The 17,618-nt window shown below is 70.6% G+C and carries 10 protein-coding genes and 1 rRNA gene; 2 read left to right on the top strand and 9 right to left on the bottom strand.

All coding sequences use genetic code 11. The annotated features are described in order from the left end of the window. From J2W20_RS07515 to J2W20_RS07500, 4 genes are all read right to left on the bottom strand, one after another. A 16S ribosomal RNA gene (locus J2W20_RS07515) occupies positions 1-61 on the bottom strand; the annotation flags it as partial. Positions 62-520: 459 nt separating this feature from the next. Next, positions 521-4,393: a 1,4-alpha-glucan branching protein GlgB gene (gene glgB, locus J2W20_RS07510; RefSeq protein WP_307005841.1), complete on the bottom strand. Its 3,873-nt coding sequence runs from the start codon at positions 4,391-4,393 to the stop codon at positions 521-523. Beyond that, positions 4,390-6,186, bottom strand: coding sequence for a maltose alpha-D-glucosyltransferase (treS, locus tag J2W20_RS07505; RefSeq protein ID WP_307005862.1), 1,797 nt, complete (start codon positions 6,184-6,186; stop codon positions 4,390-4,392). The genes glgB and treS overlap by 4 nt, the downstream gene beginning before the upstream one ends. A gap of 79 nt (positions 6,187-6,265) precedes the next feature. Further along, entirely contained in the window at positions 6,266-8,293 is a 2,028-nt protein-coding gene (locus J2W20_RS07500) for an alpha-1,4-glucan--maltose-1-phosphate maltosyltransferase (protein ID WP_307005840.1), read from the bottom strand. A gap of 191 nt (positions 8,294-8,484) precedes the next feature. Between J2W20_RS07500 and glgP the strand changes: the two genes are divergently transcribed. Continuing rightward, on the top strand, positions 8,485-11,100 hold the full coding sequence (gene glgP, locus J2W20_RS07495; RefSeq protein ID WP_307005839.1) for an alpha-glucan family phosphorylase: 2,616 nt from the start codon (positions 8,485-8,487) through the stop codon (positions 11,098-11,100). On the opposite strand, the gene J2W20_RS07490 is transcribed toward glgP, so the two are convergent. The 3 genes from J2W20_RS07490 to glgX are packed head-to-tail and all read right to left on the bottom strand — an operon-like array spanning position 11,101 to position 13,951. Continuing rightward, positions 11,101-11,433: a barstar family protein gene (locus J2W20_RS07490; RefSeq protein WP_307005838.1), complete on the bottom strand. Its 333-nt coding sequence runs from the start codon at positions 11,431-11,433 to the stop codon at positions 11,101-11,103. Further along, positions 11,433-11,885, bottom strand: a complete 453-nt coding sequence (locus J2W20_RS07485; protein ID WP_307005837.1) for a ribonuclease domain-containing protein — start codon at positions 11,883-11,885, stop codon at positions 11,433-11,435. The genes J2W20_RS07490 and J2W20_RS07485 overlap by 1 nt, the downstream gene beginning before the upstream one ends. Further along, positions 11,882-13,951, bottom strand: a complete 2,070-nt coding sequence (gene glgX, locus J2W20_RS07480) for a glycogen debranching protein GlgX (protein ID WP_307005861.1) — start codon at positions 13,949-13,951, stop codon at positions 11,882-11,884. Before glgX ends, J2W20_RS07485 begins: the two co-directional genes overlap by 4 nt. 174 nt (positions 13,952-14,125) lie before the next feature. Between glgX and J2W20_RS07475 the strand changes: the two genes are divergently transcribed. Beyond that, complete coding sequence (locus J2W20_RS07475) at positions 14,126-14,920, top strand: carbon-nitrogen hydrolase family protein (protein ID WP_307005836.1); 795 nt, start codon at positions 14,126-14,128, stop codon at positions 14,918-14,920. Between the two features lie 161 nt (positions 14,921-15,081). Here J2W20_RS07475 and rlmB read toward each other — a convergent pair whose 3' ends face one another. Together rlmB and cysS are read right to left on the bottom strand one after the other, a co-directional pair. Then, positions 15,082-16,086: a 23S rRNA (guanosine(2251)-2'-O)-methyltransferase RlmB gene (rlmB, locus tag J2W20_RS07470; RefSeq protein WP_307005835.1), complete on the bottom strand. Its 1,005-nt coding sequence runs from the start codon at positions 16,084-16,086 to the stop codon at positions 15,082-15,084. Next, on the bottom strand, positions 16,087-17,607 hold the full coding sequence (cysS, locus tag J2W20_RS07465) for a cysteine--tRNA ligase (protein WP_307005834.1): 1,521 nt from the start codon (positions 17,605-17,607) through the stop codon (positions 16,087-16,089). It lies immediately after the preceding gene. Positions 17,608-17,618 lie beyond the last annotated feature (11 nt).

The following is a 17,618-nucleotide window of genomic DNA, read 5'->3' as shown; positions in this document are numbered from 1 at the left end:
CTTGCATGTGTTAAGCACGCCGCCAGCGTTCATCCTGAGCCAGGATCAAACTCTCCGTCAAAGAACACACCAGCCAGGCACCCCAGGAAAATGAGGCAACCCGGCCGGCAGAAAATGATCCGGCATCAAACACCCGCCACCATGCACAGGGGCGCACAGCAGCAGGCACATTTGACAACCATAAAAAATGGCATCAACAAACTTGGCACACTATTGAGTTCTCAAACAACACGCCGCACCCGGTAACAACCACACCAGCCAAACCGGCCAGGCCCTCCCGGAGCAACTTCTCTAACCTACCCGTTCGTTCTTTCCGAGTCAAACCGCGCTGGGCGGCTCGATGACTGTTCGGGAACTGTCGGGGTTTGGTTGCGCCTTCCGGGATGTTTCCCGGTCTCCGGCGCGGATAGAACTATACCACCGGTCCGCAGGCAACGCCAACCGGCCCCCAACGCGCAGTGGGGAGGCGGCGGACCGCCTCCCCACAGCACTGGGCGAGCCGCTTCGCAGCGGCCCGTGACTACTCGGCTGCCTCGGCGGCGACGTCGGGGACGAGGTACACCACGCCCAGCGGCGGAAGGGTGAGGACTGCCGAGGCCGGCTTCCCGTCCCACTCCCTTGCTTCCGCGACGACGAGCCCGCCGTTCGTCACGCCCGAGCCGCCGAACTCGGTGGCATCGGTGTTCACCAGCTCCCGCCAGCGGCCCGCCTGCGGCAGGCCGACGGTGTAGTCGATGTGCGGGTTGCCGGCGAAGTTCGCGATGCACACCAGGGGGGCACCGTCGTCGGACCAGCGGATGAAGGAGATGACGTTGCGCTCCGCGTCGTCGCCGCGGATCCACTCGAAGCCGGCCGGGTCGTTGTCCTTCTCGTACAGCGCCGGCGTGGACCGGTAGACCGAGTTGAGCTCGCGGAAGAGCCGCTGGACGCCCTGGTGCGGCTCGAGGTCAGCCATCCACCACTCGAGCCCGTGCTCCTGGTTCCACTCGGCCTCCTGCGCGAACTCGCAGCCCATGAAGATCAGCTGCTTGCCCGGGTGGGCCCACTGGAAGGCGTAGAAGGCACGCAGGTTGGCCAGCTGCTTCCACCGGTCGCCCGGCATCTTGCGCAGCATGGACCCCTTCCCGTGGACCACCTCGTCATGGCTGATGGGGAGGAGGAAGTTCTCGCTGAACGCGTACACGATCGAGAACGTCATCTTGTTGTGGTGCCAGGACCGGTTCATCGGGTCCTCGTGCATGTACTGGAGCGAGTCGTGCATCCAGCCCATGTTCCACTTGATGCCGAAGCCGAGGCCGTTGAGCGACGTGGGCTTCGTGACGCCGGGGAAGGCGGTCGACTCTTCCGCGATCGTCACGATCCCGGGATTGCGCTTGTAGGCGGTCGCGTTCGTCTCCTGCAGGAAGGAGATGGCCTCGAGGTTCTCACGGCCGCCGTACTGGTTGGGCCGCCACTGGCCTTCCTCGCGGGAGTAGTCCAGGTAGAGCATCGATGCGACCGCGTCGACGCGCAGCCCGTCGATGTGGAACTCCTCGAGCCAGTAGAGCGCGTTCGCCACGAGGAAGTTGCGCACCTCGGTGCGCCCGAAGTTGAAGATGAGCGTGCCCCAGTCGGGGTGCTCGCCCTGCATCGGGTCGGCGTGCTCGTACAGCGGTTCGCCGTCGAACTTGGCCAGTGCCCATTCGTCCTTCGGGAAGTGCGCGGGGACCCAGTCGACGATGACGCCGATACCGGCCTGGTGCAGCCGGTCGACGAGGTAGCGGAAGTCGTCCGGGTGGCCGAAGCGCGAGCTCGGCGCGTAGTAGGACGTGACCTGGTAGCCCCACGATCCCCCGAACGGATGCTCGGCGACCGGCATGAACTCGACGTGGGTGAAGCCCATGTGCGTGACGTACTCGACGAGTTCCTCGGCCAGCTCGCGATAGCCCAGGCCCGGCTTCCACGAGCCGATGTGCACCTCGTACACGCTCATGGGGGCGTTGTGCGGATCCTTCGTGGCCCGCGCGGCCATCCACTCGTCGTCCTTGAAGGCGTAGTTCGACTCGTCGACCCGGGAGGCAGTGTGGGGCGGGACTTCCGTGGCGAACGCCATCGGATCGGCGCGCTCGACCCAGTGGCCGTGCCGCGTGAGGATGCCGAACTTGTAGCACATCCCTGCTACAACGCCGGGGATGAAGATCTCCCAGACGCCGGAGGTCCCGAGGCTCCGCATCGCGTGCTCGCGCCCGTCCCAGCCGTTGAAGTCGCCCTTGACCTGGACGGCCTGGGCGTTCGGCGCCCAGACCTTGAAGGACGTGCCCTCGACGTTCCCGAGCACGGAGTGGTGCCTCTCCACGTGGGCGCCGAGCGCCTTCCACAGCTCCTCGTGGCGGCCCTCCCCGATGAGGTGGAGGTCGAGCTCGCCGATGCTGGGCATGTAGCGGTACGGGTCGTCGACCGTGACGAGGTGGCCGTCCCCGTACTCGACCTCGAGCCGGTAGTCCGGCACGTGGCCCGGGTCCGCCTCGGGAACGGTCCCCGCCCACACGCCGTGCGACTCGTGGGCCAGCGGGACCCGGCCCTGGGGCGTAACCGCCGTGACCGAGCTAGCGAGGTGCTTGAGGGCGCGGATGGTCACCGTTCCCTCGCCGTCCAGATGCGCGCCGAGGACGGCGTGCGGCTGGTGGAATGCTCCGGCCGCAACCTTCGCCAGGACGTCCCCGTCGACGGGGATGGGCGCCTTCTCGCCGGCGCCGGGGACGGTTCCCGAGGGTGCCTCGACGGCGTTCCCCGCCAGGCTCTGGGCGCGGACCGCGCCGTCATGCTGTGCGGCGGTCTGCCCTGCAGCGCCCTGCGCTGCTCCCCCTGCATGCTCTCCGTGTGCCACGTGCGCCTCCTCTCCGGGCGGCGGTGCTGCCGTCCCGACTGCTGCCCCCTCCGGTGTGCCTGCGGGCCCACCGGGGATGCCTTCCCGTGATCGGTCCTGTGATTGGCCCTGGTCCCGGCCGCCCGGAAGCCAGGCCCCCAGCGCCGTGCGTGCGGCGTGCAGGGGGATCTCGGCCCATGCCGGCCGGTTGCGCTCCTCGTACGAGACCTCGTACAGCGCCTTGTCGAGCCACAGCGCGTCGAAGAGCGCTGTACCGAAGGGGCTCTCGCCTCCTGCCACGGAGGCGTACCCATCCCAGTAGGCGCGCCCTGCGGCGTCGGCCCAGCCCTCGGGAACGCGCGCGGCGGGATCGGTCCGCCGTGCGGCCCCGGCGGCGTAGTCGAAGGAGCGCAGCATCCCGACGACGTCCCGCAGGACCACGTCGGGCAGGCTGCGCTCGGCGACCGGCCGAAGCGGCTCGCCCTCGAAGTCGAGGATCGCAAAGGGCCGCTCGCTGCCGGCGAAGTGGAGGATCTGGCCCAGATGCAGGTCACCGTGGATCCGCTGCAGGACCAGGCCCTCCCGGGCTGCGGGCAGGGCCGCCAGCAGGGAGTCGAGGGCGGCATCCGGCACCCCCACGCTCGTGCGGACCTCTGCCCACGCGGCCCGCAGCCGCTCCGAGAGCCGCCCGATGAACGTCTCGGCGGCCCCGGGGTCGAGCGTCTCGGTCCCGAGCGTCGTCGCAAGCGCCGTGTGGATGCGCGCGGTGGCCGCCCCGAGCCCGCGGGCTGTGTCCGAGATGTCACGTCCGTCCGCTGCGGCGTCGAGGGCGACGCCCCACATGTCCGCGCCGCCGGCGAGGAACTCGTGGGCCACAGCGAGCTGGCCCTGCGCTCGGCCCCCCGACTGCCGTTCCCACCCGGCGTCGATCCAGCCGAGCGCCGTGGGAGCGTCAGTGGCGTGGGCGCGGGCCAGGGCAGCCCCCAGCTCCACCTCGGGGTTGAGCCCCTCGGAGAGCTGGCGGAAGACCTTGACCATCGCATCGCCGGCAGCCGAACGGACCACAATCGAGGTGTTCGACTGCTCGCCCCGCAGCACCGACGCCGTGAGGGCGCCGCCGGGGAGGCCAGCCTGCCCGCTCGAGGACCCCACCGCGTCGGCGTGGTCTCCCTCGACCGCGGCGCCGTCCGCCATGAGGCCCAGGAGCGCCGCCGCGAACACGGGCTCGTGGACGGCGTCGTACACCCAGACGACCGTTCCGCCCGGCCCGCCGACCTTGCCGATGAGGGCAGCCTCACTGCCCTCGGCCGGCTTCTGGCGGAGGCTCAGCGGAACGTTGAGGACGGTGTCGAGCCGGCCGGCGCTGGCCCGGATGAAGTGCACCTCCAGGCGCGGGGCGTCGGGGCCCCCGCCCGAGAGCACGAGGCCGCCCACCGGCTGGAACTCGACCTCGCGGCCCTTGGCCGGGAACCACCGCTGCTCGGGGATCCACTCGGTGAGCAGCGCCTCCAAGGACGGGAAGAGGCCTCGGGTCTCGGTGTCCGTCACTGGACCAGCTCCCCGGCCGGGGACTCGGGCACAATGACTGGCAGCGCCGTGGTCAGCGGGCTGGTGGGCACGGAGGCGGCGTTGCGGACGCGCAGCCAGAAGTACCCGTGCGCCCCGAGCGTCACGTGGAAGCGCCCGTCCTGCCCCACCTGCGAGAACGGCTCGCCCCCGAAGATGTCGCGCAGGCCGCGCCCGGCGAACTCGGGCAGGTCGAGCGCGGTGGCCACCGGGTGTCCGGCGAGGTTGAAGACGCAGAGGATGGCCTCGCCGCGCCGGCCGTGCGCCACGTCGTCGGGCATCTCCCTCAGGTAGGCCAGCACACGCTCGCTGTCCGCCGGGACGTTGCGGTAGCCGCCGAGCCCGAAGACTGGGTGCGCGCGGCGCACCCCCAAGATGTTGCGCATCCACCGCAGCAGGCTGCCGGAGTGCGCCATCTCCGCCTCCACGTTCGCCATCCCGTAGTGGTACACCAACGACTGGATGGTGGGGAGGTAGAGCTTCCCCGGGTCCGCCGTCGAGAAGCCCGCATTGCGGTCCGGGTTCCACTGCATCGGCGTGCGCACCGCGTCGCGGTCCTCGAGCCAGATGTTGTCCCCCATCCCGATCTCGTCGCCGTAGTACAGGAACGGGCTGCCCGGCAGCGAGAGCAGGAGGGCGTTGATGAGCTCGATCTCCGCGCGGGAGTTGTCCAGCAGGGGCGCCAGGCGGCGGCGGATGCCGACGTTGGCCCGCATCCGCGGATCCGAGGCGTACCAGCCCAGCATGGCCTCGCGCTCCTCCACGGTGACCATCTCGAGGGTCAGCTCGTCGTGGTTGCGCAGGAAGGTGCCCCACTGCGCGCCGCCGGGGATGGCCGGGGTGTCCACCATCGTGTCGATGATGGGCTGCGACTTCTGGTCGCGCAGCGCGTAGTAGAGGCGCGGCATGATCGGGAAGTGGAAGGCCATGTGGCACTCGGGCTCGGTCTCGGTGCCGAAGTACTCCACCACCTCGTGCGGGGGCTGGTTGGCCTCGGCGATGACGATGCGGCCCGGGTAGTTGTGGTCCATGAACTCGCGCAGCCGGGCGAGGAAGACGTGCGTGGCCGGGAGGTTCTCGCAGTTGGTCCCCTCCTCGGCGTACAGGTACGGGATCGCGTCGGCCCGGATGCCGTCCACTCCCTGGTCGAGCCAGAACTGCACCACGTCGAAGATCGCCTGCTGGACCTTGGGGTTCTCGTAGTTCAGGTCAGGCTGGTGGCTGAAGAAGCGGTGCCAGAAGAACTGCCGGCGGATCGGGTCGAAGGTCCAGTTGGACTCCTCGGTGTCGATGAAGATGATGCGGGCGTCCTGGTACTTCTCGTCGGTGTCGCTCCACATGTAGAAGTCGCCGTAGGGGCCGTCCGGGTCCCGCCGGGACTCCTGGAACCAGCGGTGCTGGTCAGAGGTGTGGTTGAGCGGCAGGTCGATGATGATCCGCACGCCACGGGCGTGGGCCTCGGCGACGAGCCGCTGGAAGTCGCTGATCGAGCCGAACTCGGGCAGCACGGACTCGTAGTCGGAGACGTCGTAGCCGCCGTCGCGGAGCGGGGACTCGAAGAACGGCGGCAGCCACAGGCAGTCGACGCCGAGCCACTGCAGGTAGTCCAGCCGGTCGATCAGGCCCTGGATGTCCCCGGAGCCGTCCCCGTTCGCGTCGTTGAACGCCCGCACGAGGACCTCGTAGAAGACCGCCTTCTTGTACCAGAAGGGATCGTGCTTGAGGCCTGGTGCGTTGACGTTGAAGTTCGGCTGTGCCTGCTGGCCGATGTTCATGGACTCGGAGGTCTCCTTAGCGGCGGGGGTCACGCTGGTTCGGGTCTACGCCACGTTAGCGTGGCGCCTGAAGGACCGGCTACCGACGCACGTGGAGGATGTGCGCCGGCTCGGCGTGCGCGTCGAGCCGCACGTAGTTGTGCTCGCCCCACATCCACGACTGTCCGGACAGGAGGTCGTCGACGCGGAACCTGCCCTCGAGGTCGAGGTCCTCGCGGTCGAGGTGCAGCGCCGGCAGATCGAGGGTGACGGTGCTCTCGCGGGCGGAATGCGGGTCCACGTTCACCACGACGATGAGGGTGTCCTTGGTCCCGTCCGCGTTCTCCTTGTGCTTGGAGAACACCACCGTCGCATCGTCGGTGCTCGAGTGCAGGGTGAGGTTCTGCAGGTCCATGAGCGCCGGGTGCGCGCGGCGGATCTCGTTCAGCCGCGTCAGGTACGGCGCGAGGGAGCGGCCCGCGGCCTCCGCACCGGCCCAGTCCCGCTGCTTGTACTCGTACTTCTCGTTGTCGATGTACTCCTCGGCACCCGGGCGGGCCACGTGCTCGAACAGCTCGTAGCCGGCGTAGACGCCCCAGAGCGGGCTCGCCGTCGAGGCGAGGACGGCCCGGATCTTGAACGCCGGCCAGCCGCCGTACTGGAGGTACTCGGTGAGGATGTCCGGGGTGTTCACGAAGAGGTTGGGCCGGTAGAACGGGGCCCAGTCCTTCGAGATCATCGTGAAGAACTCCTCGAGTTCCACCCGAGTGTTCCGCCACGTGAAATAGGTGTACGACTGCTGGAAGCCGGCCCGGCCGAGGGCCTTCATCATTGCCGGCCTCGTGAAGGCCTCGGCGAGGAAGACGACGTCGGGACTCTTCTTGGCCACCTTGCCGATGAGCCACTCCCAGAACCACACGGGCTTCGTGTGCGGGTTGTCGACGCGGAAGATCTTCACCCCGTGGTCGATCCAGAGGTTCACGATCCGCAGGATCTCCTTGGAGAGCCCCTCCGGGTCGTTGTCGAAGTTCAGCGGGTAGATGTCCTGGTACTTCTTCGGCGGGTTCTCGGCGTAGGCGATCGAGCCGTCGACGCGGGTGGTGAACCACTCGGGGTGGGATGTGACCCACGGATGGTCCGGCGAGGCCTGCAGCGCGAGGTCGAGCGCCACCTCGAGGCCGAGCTCCTCGGCGCGGGCGACGAACGCGTCGAAGTCCTCGAACGTGCCGAGGTCCGGATGGATCGAGTCGTGGCCTCCCTCGGCGGCGCCGATGGCCCACGGCGAGCCGGGATCGCCCGGGTCGGCGGTGAGCGAGTTGTTCGGCCCCTTGCGGAAGGCACGCCCGATCGGGTGGATCGGGGGCAGGTAGATCACGTCGAAGCCCATGGCGGCCACCCCGGGGAGGCGCTCCGCCGCAGTGTGGAGCGTGCCGGAGGTCCACGCTCCGGTGGCGTGGTCTCGCACGGCGCCCTCCGAACGGGGGAAGAACTCGTACCAGGCGCCGCGGCCGGCCCGCTCGCGCTCGACCAGGAGGGGGTAGTGCTCGCTCTCCGTGACGAGCTCGCGGATCGGGAGGCGCTCGACGGCGGCCCGCACCTCGGGCGCGTCCCCCGCCGCGAGGCGGTCCTCGACCGTGCGGGAGGCGTCGGCGAGGGTGTACGACGCCGAGCGGAGCGTTGCGCGGTCCGCCTCGCTGCGCTCGTCCTCCTCCGCCGCGGCCGCGAAGAGCGCGGCCCCCTCAGCGAGCATGAGCTCGACGTCGATGCCGGCGGCGACCTTCACGGCAGCGTTGTGGTGCCACGTCCCGTAGCGGTCATGCCAGGCCTCGATGGTGAAGGTCCACTCGCCCTCCTTGGTGGGGGTGAGGATGCCGTGCCACCGGTCCAGGCCCTGGCCCAGTTCCCGGAGCCGGACGCGCTGCTTCTCCTTGCCGCGCGGGGAGTAGAGGACCGCGCTCACGCCGAGCGCGTCGTGGCCCTCGCGGAAGGCGGTGGCGCCCACCACGATTCCCTCGCCCGCGACGGCCTTCGCGGGGAAGGCCCCACCCTCGACCACGGGGGAGACGTCCGTGATGGGGAAGCGGCCGAAGCGGAGCTTGCCGGGGATGTGAGGTTCGACAGCGGGCACAGGTTGTCCTTTCGCGTGACGGGCGTGGTCCTTGAAGGCCTGTCCATCCGTCACGATAGCCCGGCGCGCGGACGATTGCGAAGGACGTGACTGGCCGCCAAGTGGCACACTCCCCGACCAGTACCCGCAGTTCACCGCCATGTAACGTGGCGCTCTTCATCGGTGCTCGCGGCTCGGCTAGTGTGGCGCAGGTGAAGGCCATCCGTAGATTCACCGTCCGCACCGTGCTCCCCGAGCCGATCGCCGCGCTCGACACGCTTGCCACGAACCTGCGCTGGTCCTGGCACCAGCCGACCCGTGAACTGTTCGCCGGCCTCGACCCCGAGCTGTGGGAGGAGAGCCGGCACGATCCGGCGGGCCTGCTGGGCCTCATCACCCGCGAACAGCTGCAGCACCTGGCACTCGACCCGGACGTGGTGTCCCGCGTGCGCGCGGCCGAGGAAGACCTGCGTGCCTACCTCGAGGAGCCGCGCTGGTACCAGGGGCTCGGTGACGCGGCGCCGAAGTGCATCGCCTACTTCTCCCCCGAGTACGGCATCACGGAGGTCCTCCCCCAGTACTCCGGCGGCCTCGGGATCCTCGCAGGTGACCATCTCAAGAGCGCCTCGGACCTCGGCGTGCCGCTGATCGGCGTCGGCCTCCTCTACCAGGCCGGCTACTTCAAGCAGTCCCTCTCCCGCGACGCGTGGCAGCAGGAGACGTACCCGGTGCTCGACCCGGACGCGCTGCCCCTGACGCTGCTCAAGGAGGAGGACGGCACCGCCTGCGTGGTGACCCTGCCGCTGCCGAACGGCCGCAAGCTCCACGCCCACATCTGGCGGGCAGACGTGGGCCGCGTCCCGCTGCTGCTGCTCGACTCGAACATGCCGGCGAACGACGACGGTGCCCGCTCCATCACCGACCGCCTCTACGGCGGCGGCGGGGACCACCGGCTCCAGCAGGAGCTGCTGCTGGGCATGGGCGGGGTGAAGGCCCTGCGCATCTTCCAGCGGCTCACGGGCGGACCCGCCCCCGAGGTCTTCCACACGAACGAGGGCCACGCGGGCTTCCTGGGCATCGAGCGGATCCAGGAGCTCATGTCCGCGACCCCGCCGCTCACGTGGGACGAGGCACTCGTGGCCGGCCGTGCCTCCACCGTGTTCACGACGCACACGCCCGTGGCGGCCGGCATCGACCGGTTCGACGCGGCGCAGATCAAGTACTTCTTCGACGCCGGCCTGGCCCCGGACGTGCCCACCGCGAAGGTGCTCGAGCTGGGGCGCGAGAGCTACGAGGGCGGCGACCCCTCGGTGTTCAACATGGCCGTGATGGGCCTGCGCCTCGCGCAGCGGGCCAACGGCGTCGCGAAGCTGCACGGCCGCGTCTCGCGGGAGATGTTCTCGGGGCTCTGGCCGGGCTTCGACCACTCCGAGGTGCCGATCACGTCCGTCACGAACGGCGTGCACGTTCCCACGTGGATCGACCCGAGGATCAACGCGATGGCCGAGGACCTCGCTCCCGGCGGCGGGGTCGGCGGGCGCTGGGACGTCGTCTTCAACGTCACGGACGAGAAGATCTGGCAGATCCGCCGCGAGCTGCGGGCGCGGCTCATCGAGGACGTGCGCCGGCGCGTGCGCGCCGCGTGGCACAAGCGCGGCGCGGGCGAGGCCGAGCTGACCTGGACCGACTCGATCCTGAGCCCGGACGTCCTCACCATCGGGTTCGCGCGCCGCGTCCCCACGTACAAGCGCCTCACCCTCATGCTCCGCGACCCGGCGCGCCTCAAGCGGCTGCTCCTGGACCCCGAGCACCCGATCCAGATCGTGATCGCCGGCAAGTCGCACCCGGCGGACGATGCCGGCAAGAAGATGATCCAGGACCTCGTCCGGTTCACGGACGACCCGGAGGTCCGCCACCGCATCGTGTTCCTGCCGAACTACGACATCGCGATGGCGCGGACCCTGTTCCCGGGCTGCGACGTGTGGCTCAACAACCCCCTGCGCCCCCTCGAGGCGTGCGGGACGTCCGGGATGAAGGCCGCGATCAACGGCTCGCTCAACCTCTCGGTCCTCGACGGCTGGTGGGACGAGCTCTACGACGGCTCCAACGGCTGGGCGATCCCGACCGCGAGCGGCGGCGCGAGCGCCCAGGAGCGGGACGACATCGAGGCCGCAGCCCTCTACGAGCTCATCGAGACCCAGGTTGCCCCGCGCTTCTACGGCCACGCCGGCACGGACACCGGGGCGGAGTCCGCCGGCGCTGCGGGGCCCTCGTCCGGCCGCACCGAGGGTGCACCGACCTCGTGGATCTCGATGATCAAGCACACCCTCTCGTTCCTCGGCCCCGCCGTCTCGGCGGACCGGATGGTGGGCGACTACGTCACGGAGCTGTACACGCCCGCGGCCCAGGCCGGCCGCGCGGCGGTGGCGGACGACTACCGGGCCGCACGCGAGCTCGCCGCGTGGACCAAGCACGTGCGCAGCAACTGGTCCCAGGTCCACGTCGAGCACATCGACTCCGGCGGCCTCTCGGAGGTCCCGCAGATCGGCGACAAGCTCAACGTCAGCACCTACCTGAACCTCGGCGTCCTCAACCCCTCCGACGTGCTCGTGGAGCTCGCCTACGGCAAGGTGGACGAGGCCGACCAGCTCACGGGGGTGGGCCTGACGGAGCTCGAGCCGAGCGAGCACCTCGGCAACGGCCGCTACGTCTTCACCGGGGCGGCGACGATCGAGCACTCGGGTGCGTTCGGCTACACCGTGCGCGTCATCCCCCGGCATGACGGGCTCGCGTCCAAGGCCGAGCTCGGCCTCGTGGTCAACGCCTGATCAGGCGTCCACGACGCGCACCGTGAGGGCATCCTCGCTCACGCCGACGGCGTCGGCGAGGATGCCCTCCACGGCGGCGAAGGCAGCAGTGGCCCGGAAGGCCGGGTGCACGCGCCATTCGATCTCGAGGGGCGCCCCCTCGCCGTTGGCGAGCTCGGAGGCGAGGTCCTGGAGGCAGTCGTTGAGGGCATCGAGGTTCGCGCCGTAGTAGTCCGGGAAGCCGAGAGCGGCCCCGAAGGCGACGAGCACCTCCCGCTTGGACGGCGCGCCCGGGACGACCACCCGGCGGCGCTGTCCGGAAGGTCCGGAATGTCCGGAATGACCCTGTGCCATCACTGGTCCTCCCTGATGAACCGGAACGACGCATAGTGGTCGTCCGTGTAGTAGGAGTCGCCCTGCTGGCCCGCCACGATCCGGCGTGCGCCGCGGTCCGACGAGCCAGGCGTGGTGACGGTGTACTCGTGGTAGTAGCCGCTGGGCCTCGCCGGCAGGATCTTCTCGAAGTTGCTGTAGACCACCCCGTCGCGGCTGTACGGGTACGGGCCGCCGCGGGCAATGCGCGCGAGCGTGTCACGGGCCTCGCGCGGCAGCTGCGACGCCCTCACCTCGGCGAGCCGGCTCGGGTTGGTCCGCGCCGTGGACGGGGCCGCGACGGGAGCGGAGGCGGACGGCGAGGGCGAGCGGCCGGCGTCGGCCGTCAGCCCGCCGCAGGCGGACAGCAGGCCCGGGACCGCCACCGCGAGCAGCACGAGGGGCACGGCCGCCCGGTGCAGGGCCGGCCTCATGCCGCGGACCGGGCCCGGTAGATCGTCAGGGAGTACGGCTCGGCGGCGTCCTGCTGCCCGGAGGCGAACACCGTGCCGATGCGCTGCTCGGCGTGGCGGGCGGTCGAGTAGCGCAGCTCGTAGGCCATAGCACGCCCCTTGGCCTCGGGGAACGTCACCACGGTCCGCTCGGGGCTGCCGTTGACCACCACGAGGCCGTCGAGGTAGCCGTCCTTCGAGCCGAGGAGGAACTGCAGGAGCCGCTCCCGCGGGTCCTGCCAGCGTCCCGGGTCCATGGGCTCCCCGTCCGCGCCGAACCAGTGGAAGTAGTTGCTCTCCTCGCGCGCCGGGTAGCTCGGGGGCTGGCGCTGGAGGAAGTCGCGGCGGATGCGGATGAGCCAGGCCGTGTGCTCGAGCAGGTGCTGGCCCGTCGAGTCCAGGTTCCAGTTCAGCCACGTGAGCTCGTTGTCCTGGCAGTAGGCGTTGTTGTTGCCCTGCTGGGAGCGCCCGAACTCGTCGCCGGCCGTGATCATGGGCACCCCGAGGGAGACCATGAGGGTGGCCATGAGGTTCTTCCCCGACTGGATGCGCGCCTCGAGGATCGTCTCGACCTCGGTGGGGCCCTCGAAGCCGTGGTTGTAGGAGCGGTTGTGGGTGGCTCCGTCCCGGTTCTGCTCGCCGTTGGCCTCGTTGTGCTTGCGGTGGTACGCGGTGAGGTCTGCGAGCGTGAAGCCGTCATGGGCAGCGACGAAGTTGACCGAGGCCAGGGCGGTGCGGCCCGACGCGGCGAACAGCCCGTGCGAGCCCGAGAGCGCGTCGGCGAGCCTCGCCGTCGGGCCCCCGAGGCCGCCGGCGTCGAGTTCGGCGCGGTCGGTGAGCCAGAAGTCGCGGACGGTGTCGCGGTAGTGGTCGTTCCAGTCCGACCAGCCCAGCGGGAACCGCCCCGTCTGCCAGCCGCCGAATCCGAGGTCCCAGGGCTCGGCGATCAGCTTGGTCCGCGAGATCACGGGATCCGCGGCGGCCGCGACGAGGAAGGGGTGCGCCGGTGTGAAGGAGTGCTGGCCGTCGCGGCAGAGGGACACCGCGAGGTCGAAGCGGAAGCCGTCGATCCGGTACTCCTCGGCCCAGAGCCGCAGCGAGTCGAGGGCCAGCTGGACCACGCGCGGGTTCGAGAAGTCGAGCGTGTTGCCGCAGCCCGTCGTGTCGATATAGCGCCCCTCGGGGTCGCAGCGGTAGTACTCGTGGTCGCCGAGGCCGCGGAAGCCGACCACCGGGCCGTCCTGGCCCTCCTCCGCCGTGTGGTTGTAGACCACGTCCAGGAAGACCTCGATGCCCGCCTGGTGCAGGAGCTTCACCATGCCCTTGAACTCGTCCTGCACCGCCTGCGGGCCGGCCGCGCGGGCGGACTCGGTGGCGTACGCCGGGTGGGGGGCGAAGAACGCCGCCGTGTTGTAGCCCCAGTAGTTGGTCAGGCCGAGGTCCTGGAGGTGCGACTCGTCGAGGTGGAAGTGGACGGGCAGGAGCTGGACGCTCGTGATGCCCAGCCGCCGGAAGTAGTCGATCATCACCGGGTGAGCGAGGCCCGCGTACGTTCCGCGCAGCTCCTCGGGGATGTCCGGGTGGAGCATGGTCTGGCCCTTGACGTGGGCCTCGTAGACGATCGTGTCCCGCAGCGGGACCGTGGGGCGGTCCACGTCGCCCCAGTCGAAGCCGTTGTGCACCCGCACGTTCAGCCAGCGGCCCTCGGCCTCCTCGACCGCCCGGCCGTAGGGGTCCAGGAGGAGCGTGCCCTCGCCGGGTGCCGGCGCCTCCCCCGCCTCGTCGGTGCGGGCGGCGAACGCGTACCGGGTGCCTTCGGGCATGCCCGGGATCAGGCCGTGGTGCACCCCGTCCGTGTACTCCGTCAGGGGCGCCTTGCGCCAGGCGCCGCCGTGGTCGAGGAAGTGGACGTCCACCGCGTCGAGCCCCGGGGCGTATACGGCGAGGTTGACGGTATGGGTTGCCTGCTGCTCGGCCGAGCGGGCAGGGGTGAGTCCGAGCGGAAACGGCTGCGACGGCGTCACCACGAACGCCAGCGGCATCGTCATGTTGCTCATGCTCATAAGCATCCTTGGCCCGGGCGAGCCGGGCCGTGGTCCTTCCTCGTCGGTGTCGGGGTCGACAAGAGCGTGGGGCCACCCTCGGCACGCTCATCCTAGTATCCGCACGCGATCCGCCGGGAAAGCCGGGCCTTCTGCGACGCCTTCGGACATACTGGTGCCATGCGGATCGCACTCGTCCAGCTGACCTCATCCGGCTCCGTCGAGGAGAACCTCGCCCTCGTCCGCGCGCGCGTGGCCGAGGCGGCGCGGCGGCACGCCGACGTCGTTGTGTTCCCCGAGGCGACCATGCGTGCCTTCGGGCACTCGCTGACGGAGATCGCCGAGCCCCTCGACGGGCCCTGGGCGCAGGCGGTGCGGGCGGCCGCCGACGACGCCGGGGTGATCGTGGTGGTGGGCATGTTCACGCCCGGGGAGGCCGGCACTGTCCGGAACACGCTCCTGGTCCACGGCCGCGGCGTCGACACCCACTACGACAAGATCCACCTCTACGACGCGTTCGGCTTCCTCGAGTCGGACACCGTCACGGCCGGCAAGGAGCCTGTCACGTTCACGGCCGGCGGCGTCACCTTCGGCCTCGCCACGTGCTACGACGTGCGCTTCCCGGACCTCTTCACCGCGACGGCCGACGACGGCGCCCAGGTCCAGCTCGTGTGCGCCTCGTGGGGACCCGGGCCCGGGAAGGCCGAGCAGTGGGACCTGCTCGTGCGGGCCCGTGCCGTGGACTCGACGTGCTTCGTCGTGGCCGTGGGCCAGTCCGACCCGGAGGCCGCGGGCGTGGACGCCAAGCACGGGGCGCCGACCGGGATCGGCCGCTCCGCGGTGGTGAGCCCGTTCGGGCACCTGGTCGAGCGCGCCGGGTCCGGGCCCGAGACGCTGTACGTGGACCTCGACATCGCCCAGGTGGCGAAGGCGCGCGAGGCCTTGCCTGTCCTCGCGAACCGCGTCCGGTTCTAGCCCGAGCCACCCCGCGCGACGCCGAAGTCAGCCCGCGCGACGCCGAGGTGCCCCTGCAGGCGAGGTCTGACACGCCTCGCTCCACGCCTCGGCGGCCCATCGCCGTCGTCCGCCGGAAGCCCCGGGCGACCTCGCGCGCCCACGGGGCGACCTCGCGGGCGCTACTTGGCCTCGGCGGCAGCCCGGCGGGTCGAGACCTCGTAGAGCGAGATCGCCACGGCCATTCCGGCGTTGAGGGACTCCATGTCCGAGTCGATCGGGATCGAGACGATCTGGTCGCACAGCTCGCGCGTGAGGCGGGAGAGGCCTTTGCCCTCGGACCCCACCACGAGGCACACCGGCTCGGGTGCCAGGGCGAGGCCGGGCAGCGAGACGTCGCCGTCCCCGTCCAGGCCGAGCACGAAGATGCCCAGCTCCTTCATCTGCCGCAGCACCGTGTTGAGGTTCGGGGCCTTGGCCACCGGGACGCGGACCGCCGCGCCGGCAGACGTCTTCCACGCCGAGGCCGTCATGCCCACGGAGCGCCGCTCCGGCACGATCACGCCGTGCCCCGAGAATGCCGAGACCGAGCGGATGATCGCGCCCAGGTTGCGCGGGTCCGTGATCCCATCGAGCGCCACGAACAGCGGCGCGTTGGCGATGTGTCCCCGCCGCCACTTCTCGATGGTCTCCTCCGCGAGCTCGAACGCGTCCGGGTAGTCGTACGGGGGAACCTGGAGCGCGACGCCCTGGTGGATCGCGTCGTCCGTCATCCGGTCGAGCTCGGGCTTCTGCGACTCCATGAGCGGGATGCCGGCCTCGGCGGCGAGCTTCATGGCCTCGCGCACCCTGTCGTCCATCTCGATCCGCACGGCGACGTAGAGGGCCTTGGCCGGCACGCCGGCGCGCAGCGCCTCGACCACCGAGTTGCGTCCGGTGACCATCTCCTCGGCGCCCTTCGAGCGGCCGGTCCCGCCGCGGCCGGCGGCGAGCCGCCCAGGCTGCCCGGTGCGCTTGGCGGCCGAGCGCTCGGCCAGCTCCTTGGCCCGGTGCGCCTTGTGGTAGACGCGGTCCTCGGCCTTGGGAGTGGGGCCCTTGCCCTCGAGGGCCTTGCGGCCGTGGCCGCCGGTGCCCGTGGTGGGGCCCTTCTTCTTCCGGGTTGCTCCCGGGCGTCCCTTGGCGGCCATCTAAACTCCCATTCGGTTGGTCTGTGCGGTGTGCGGGGCGACGAGGCTCCAGGCGGCACCGTCGGCTGAGTCTTCGACGGCGATGCCCGCCGCCGAGAGGGTGTCGCGGATCGCGTCTGCGGCTGCCCAGTCCTTCGCGGCCCGCGCGGCGGCCCGCGCCTCGAGCTGCGCGTCGACGAGGACGGCGAGGGCCTGGTGCGCGGCGCTGTCGGACGACGGCGTGTCGGTGCGGGCGGCGTCGAGGCCGAGGACGGCGGTCATCGCCAGCACTTCGGCCAGCGCCGCGGAGGATTCCTCGGCGTCCCCGTCGGCCAGGGCCGAGTTGCCGCGGCGCACGGTCTCGTGGAGCACGGCCAGGGCCTGGGGGATGTTGAGGTCCTCGTCCATGGCCTCCGCGAACGCCTCCGGCACGGAACCGCCCGCGGCCCCGGCACGGCTCGCGAGGGGCGAGCCGCCGCCGTCGTACGCCGGGTCCCCGCCGGCCCGGGCACGCGCCTTGGCGATGAAGCCGTCGATGCGCTCGACAGCGGCGGCAGCCTCCGTGAGCGACGTGGGCCGGTAGTCGAGCACCGAGCGGTAATGGGCCTGGCCGAGGTAGTAGCGGACCACGCGCGGGCTGGCGAGCGCGAGCATCTCGGCGGGCGCGATGACGTTGCCGATGGACTTCGACATCTTCTCGCCCTCGAAGGTGACCATCCCGTTGTGCATCCAGAAGTTCGCGAACTGGTCCCCCGCCGCGGCGGACTGGGCGAGCTCGTTCTCGTGGTGGGGGAAGCGCAGGTCGAGGCCGCCGCCGTGGATGTCGAAGCGGGGGCCGAGGTACTTGGTGGCCATCGCCGAGCACTCGAGGTGCCAGCCCGGCCGGCCGCGGCCCCACGGCGAGGGCCACGACGCCGTCACCGGCTCGCCGTCCTTGTGGCCCTTCCACAGCGCGAAGTCGCGGGGGTCCCTCTTCCCCCGCGGATCCGCGTCCGTGGCCGCCTGCATGTCGTCGATCCGCTGGTGGGTGAGCGAGCCGTACTCGGGCCACGAGCGCACATCGAAGTACACGTCGCCGGAGCCGTCCCCGGCCGGGTAGGCGTGGCCGCGCTCGATGAGCCGGGCAATGAGCTCGTGCATCTCGGTGATGTGGCCGGTGGCCCGGGGCTCGTAGGTGGGGCGCTGGACGCCGAGGACCTTGTAGGCGGCCTCGAACTCCTGCTCGTAGCGGTAGGCGAGCGCGAACCACTCCTCGCGGGGGAGGTACGTGCCCTCGGGGACGAAGTCCGGGGCGAAGCTCGCCTCCGACTTGGCGAGGATCTTGTCGTCGATGTCCGTGACGTTGCGGACCACGGTGGTCTCATAGCCGCGGTAGGCGAGCCAGCGGGTGAGCTGGTCGAAGACGATCGCGGAGCGGACGTGCCCCACGTGGGGGGAGCCCTGCACGGTGGCGCCACAGTAGTACACCGAGGCCTTGCCGGGCTCGAGTGGGACGAAGTCACGGACTTCGGCTGTGGCGGAATCGTAGAAGCGCAGGGTCACTGGATAAGGGT

Source organism: Sinomonas atrocyanea, from assembly GCF_030812675.1.
In the GTDB taxonomy this organism is placed as follows: Bacteria; Actinomycetota; Actinomycetes; order Actinomycetales; family Micrococcaceae; genus Sinomonas; species Sinomonas atrocyanea_B.
The sequence above is the reverse complement of the archived record's forward strand: the minus strand, read 5'-3'. Positions and strand labels throughout refer to the sequence as shown.

What these genes read in the sequence shown, in the direction of transcription:
- treS (WP_307005862.1), bottom strand. Translation starts at nt 6,186, where the DNA reads ATGAACATCGGCCAGCAGGCACAGCCGAACTTCAACGTCAACGCACCA.
- J2W20_RS07490 (WP_307005838.1), bottom strand. Translation starts at nt 11,433, where the DNA reads ATGGCACAGGGTCATTCCGGACATTCCGGACCTTCCGGACAGCGCCGC.
- J2W20_RS07485 (WP_307005837.1), bottom strand. Translation starts at nt 11,885, where the DNA reads ATGAGGCCGGCCCTGCACCGGGCGGCCGTGCCCCTCGTGCTGCTCGCG.
- glgX (WP_307005861.1), bottom strand. Translation starts at nt 13,951, where the DNA reads ATGACGATGCCGCTGGCGTTCGTGGTGACGCCGTCGCAGCCGTTTCCG.
- J2W20_RS07475 (WP_307005836.1), top strand. Translation starts at nt 14,126, where the DNA reads ATGCGGATCGCACTCGTCCAGCTGACCTCATCCGGCTCCGTCGAGGAG.
- rlmB (WP_307005835.1), bottom strand. Translation starts at nt 16,086, where the DNA reads ATGGCCGCCAAGGGACGCCCGGGAGCAACCCGGAAGAAGAAGGGCCCC.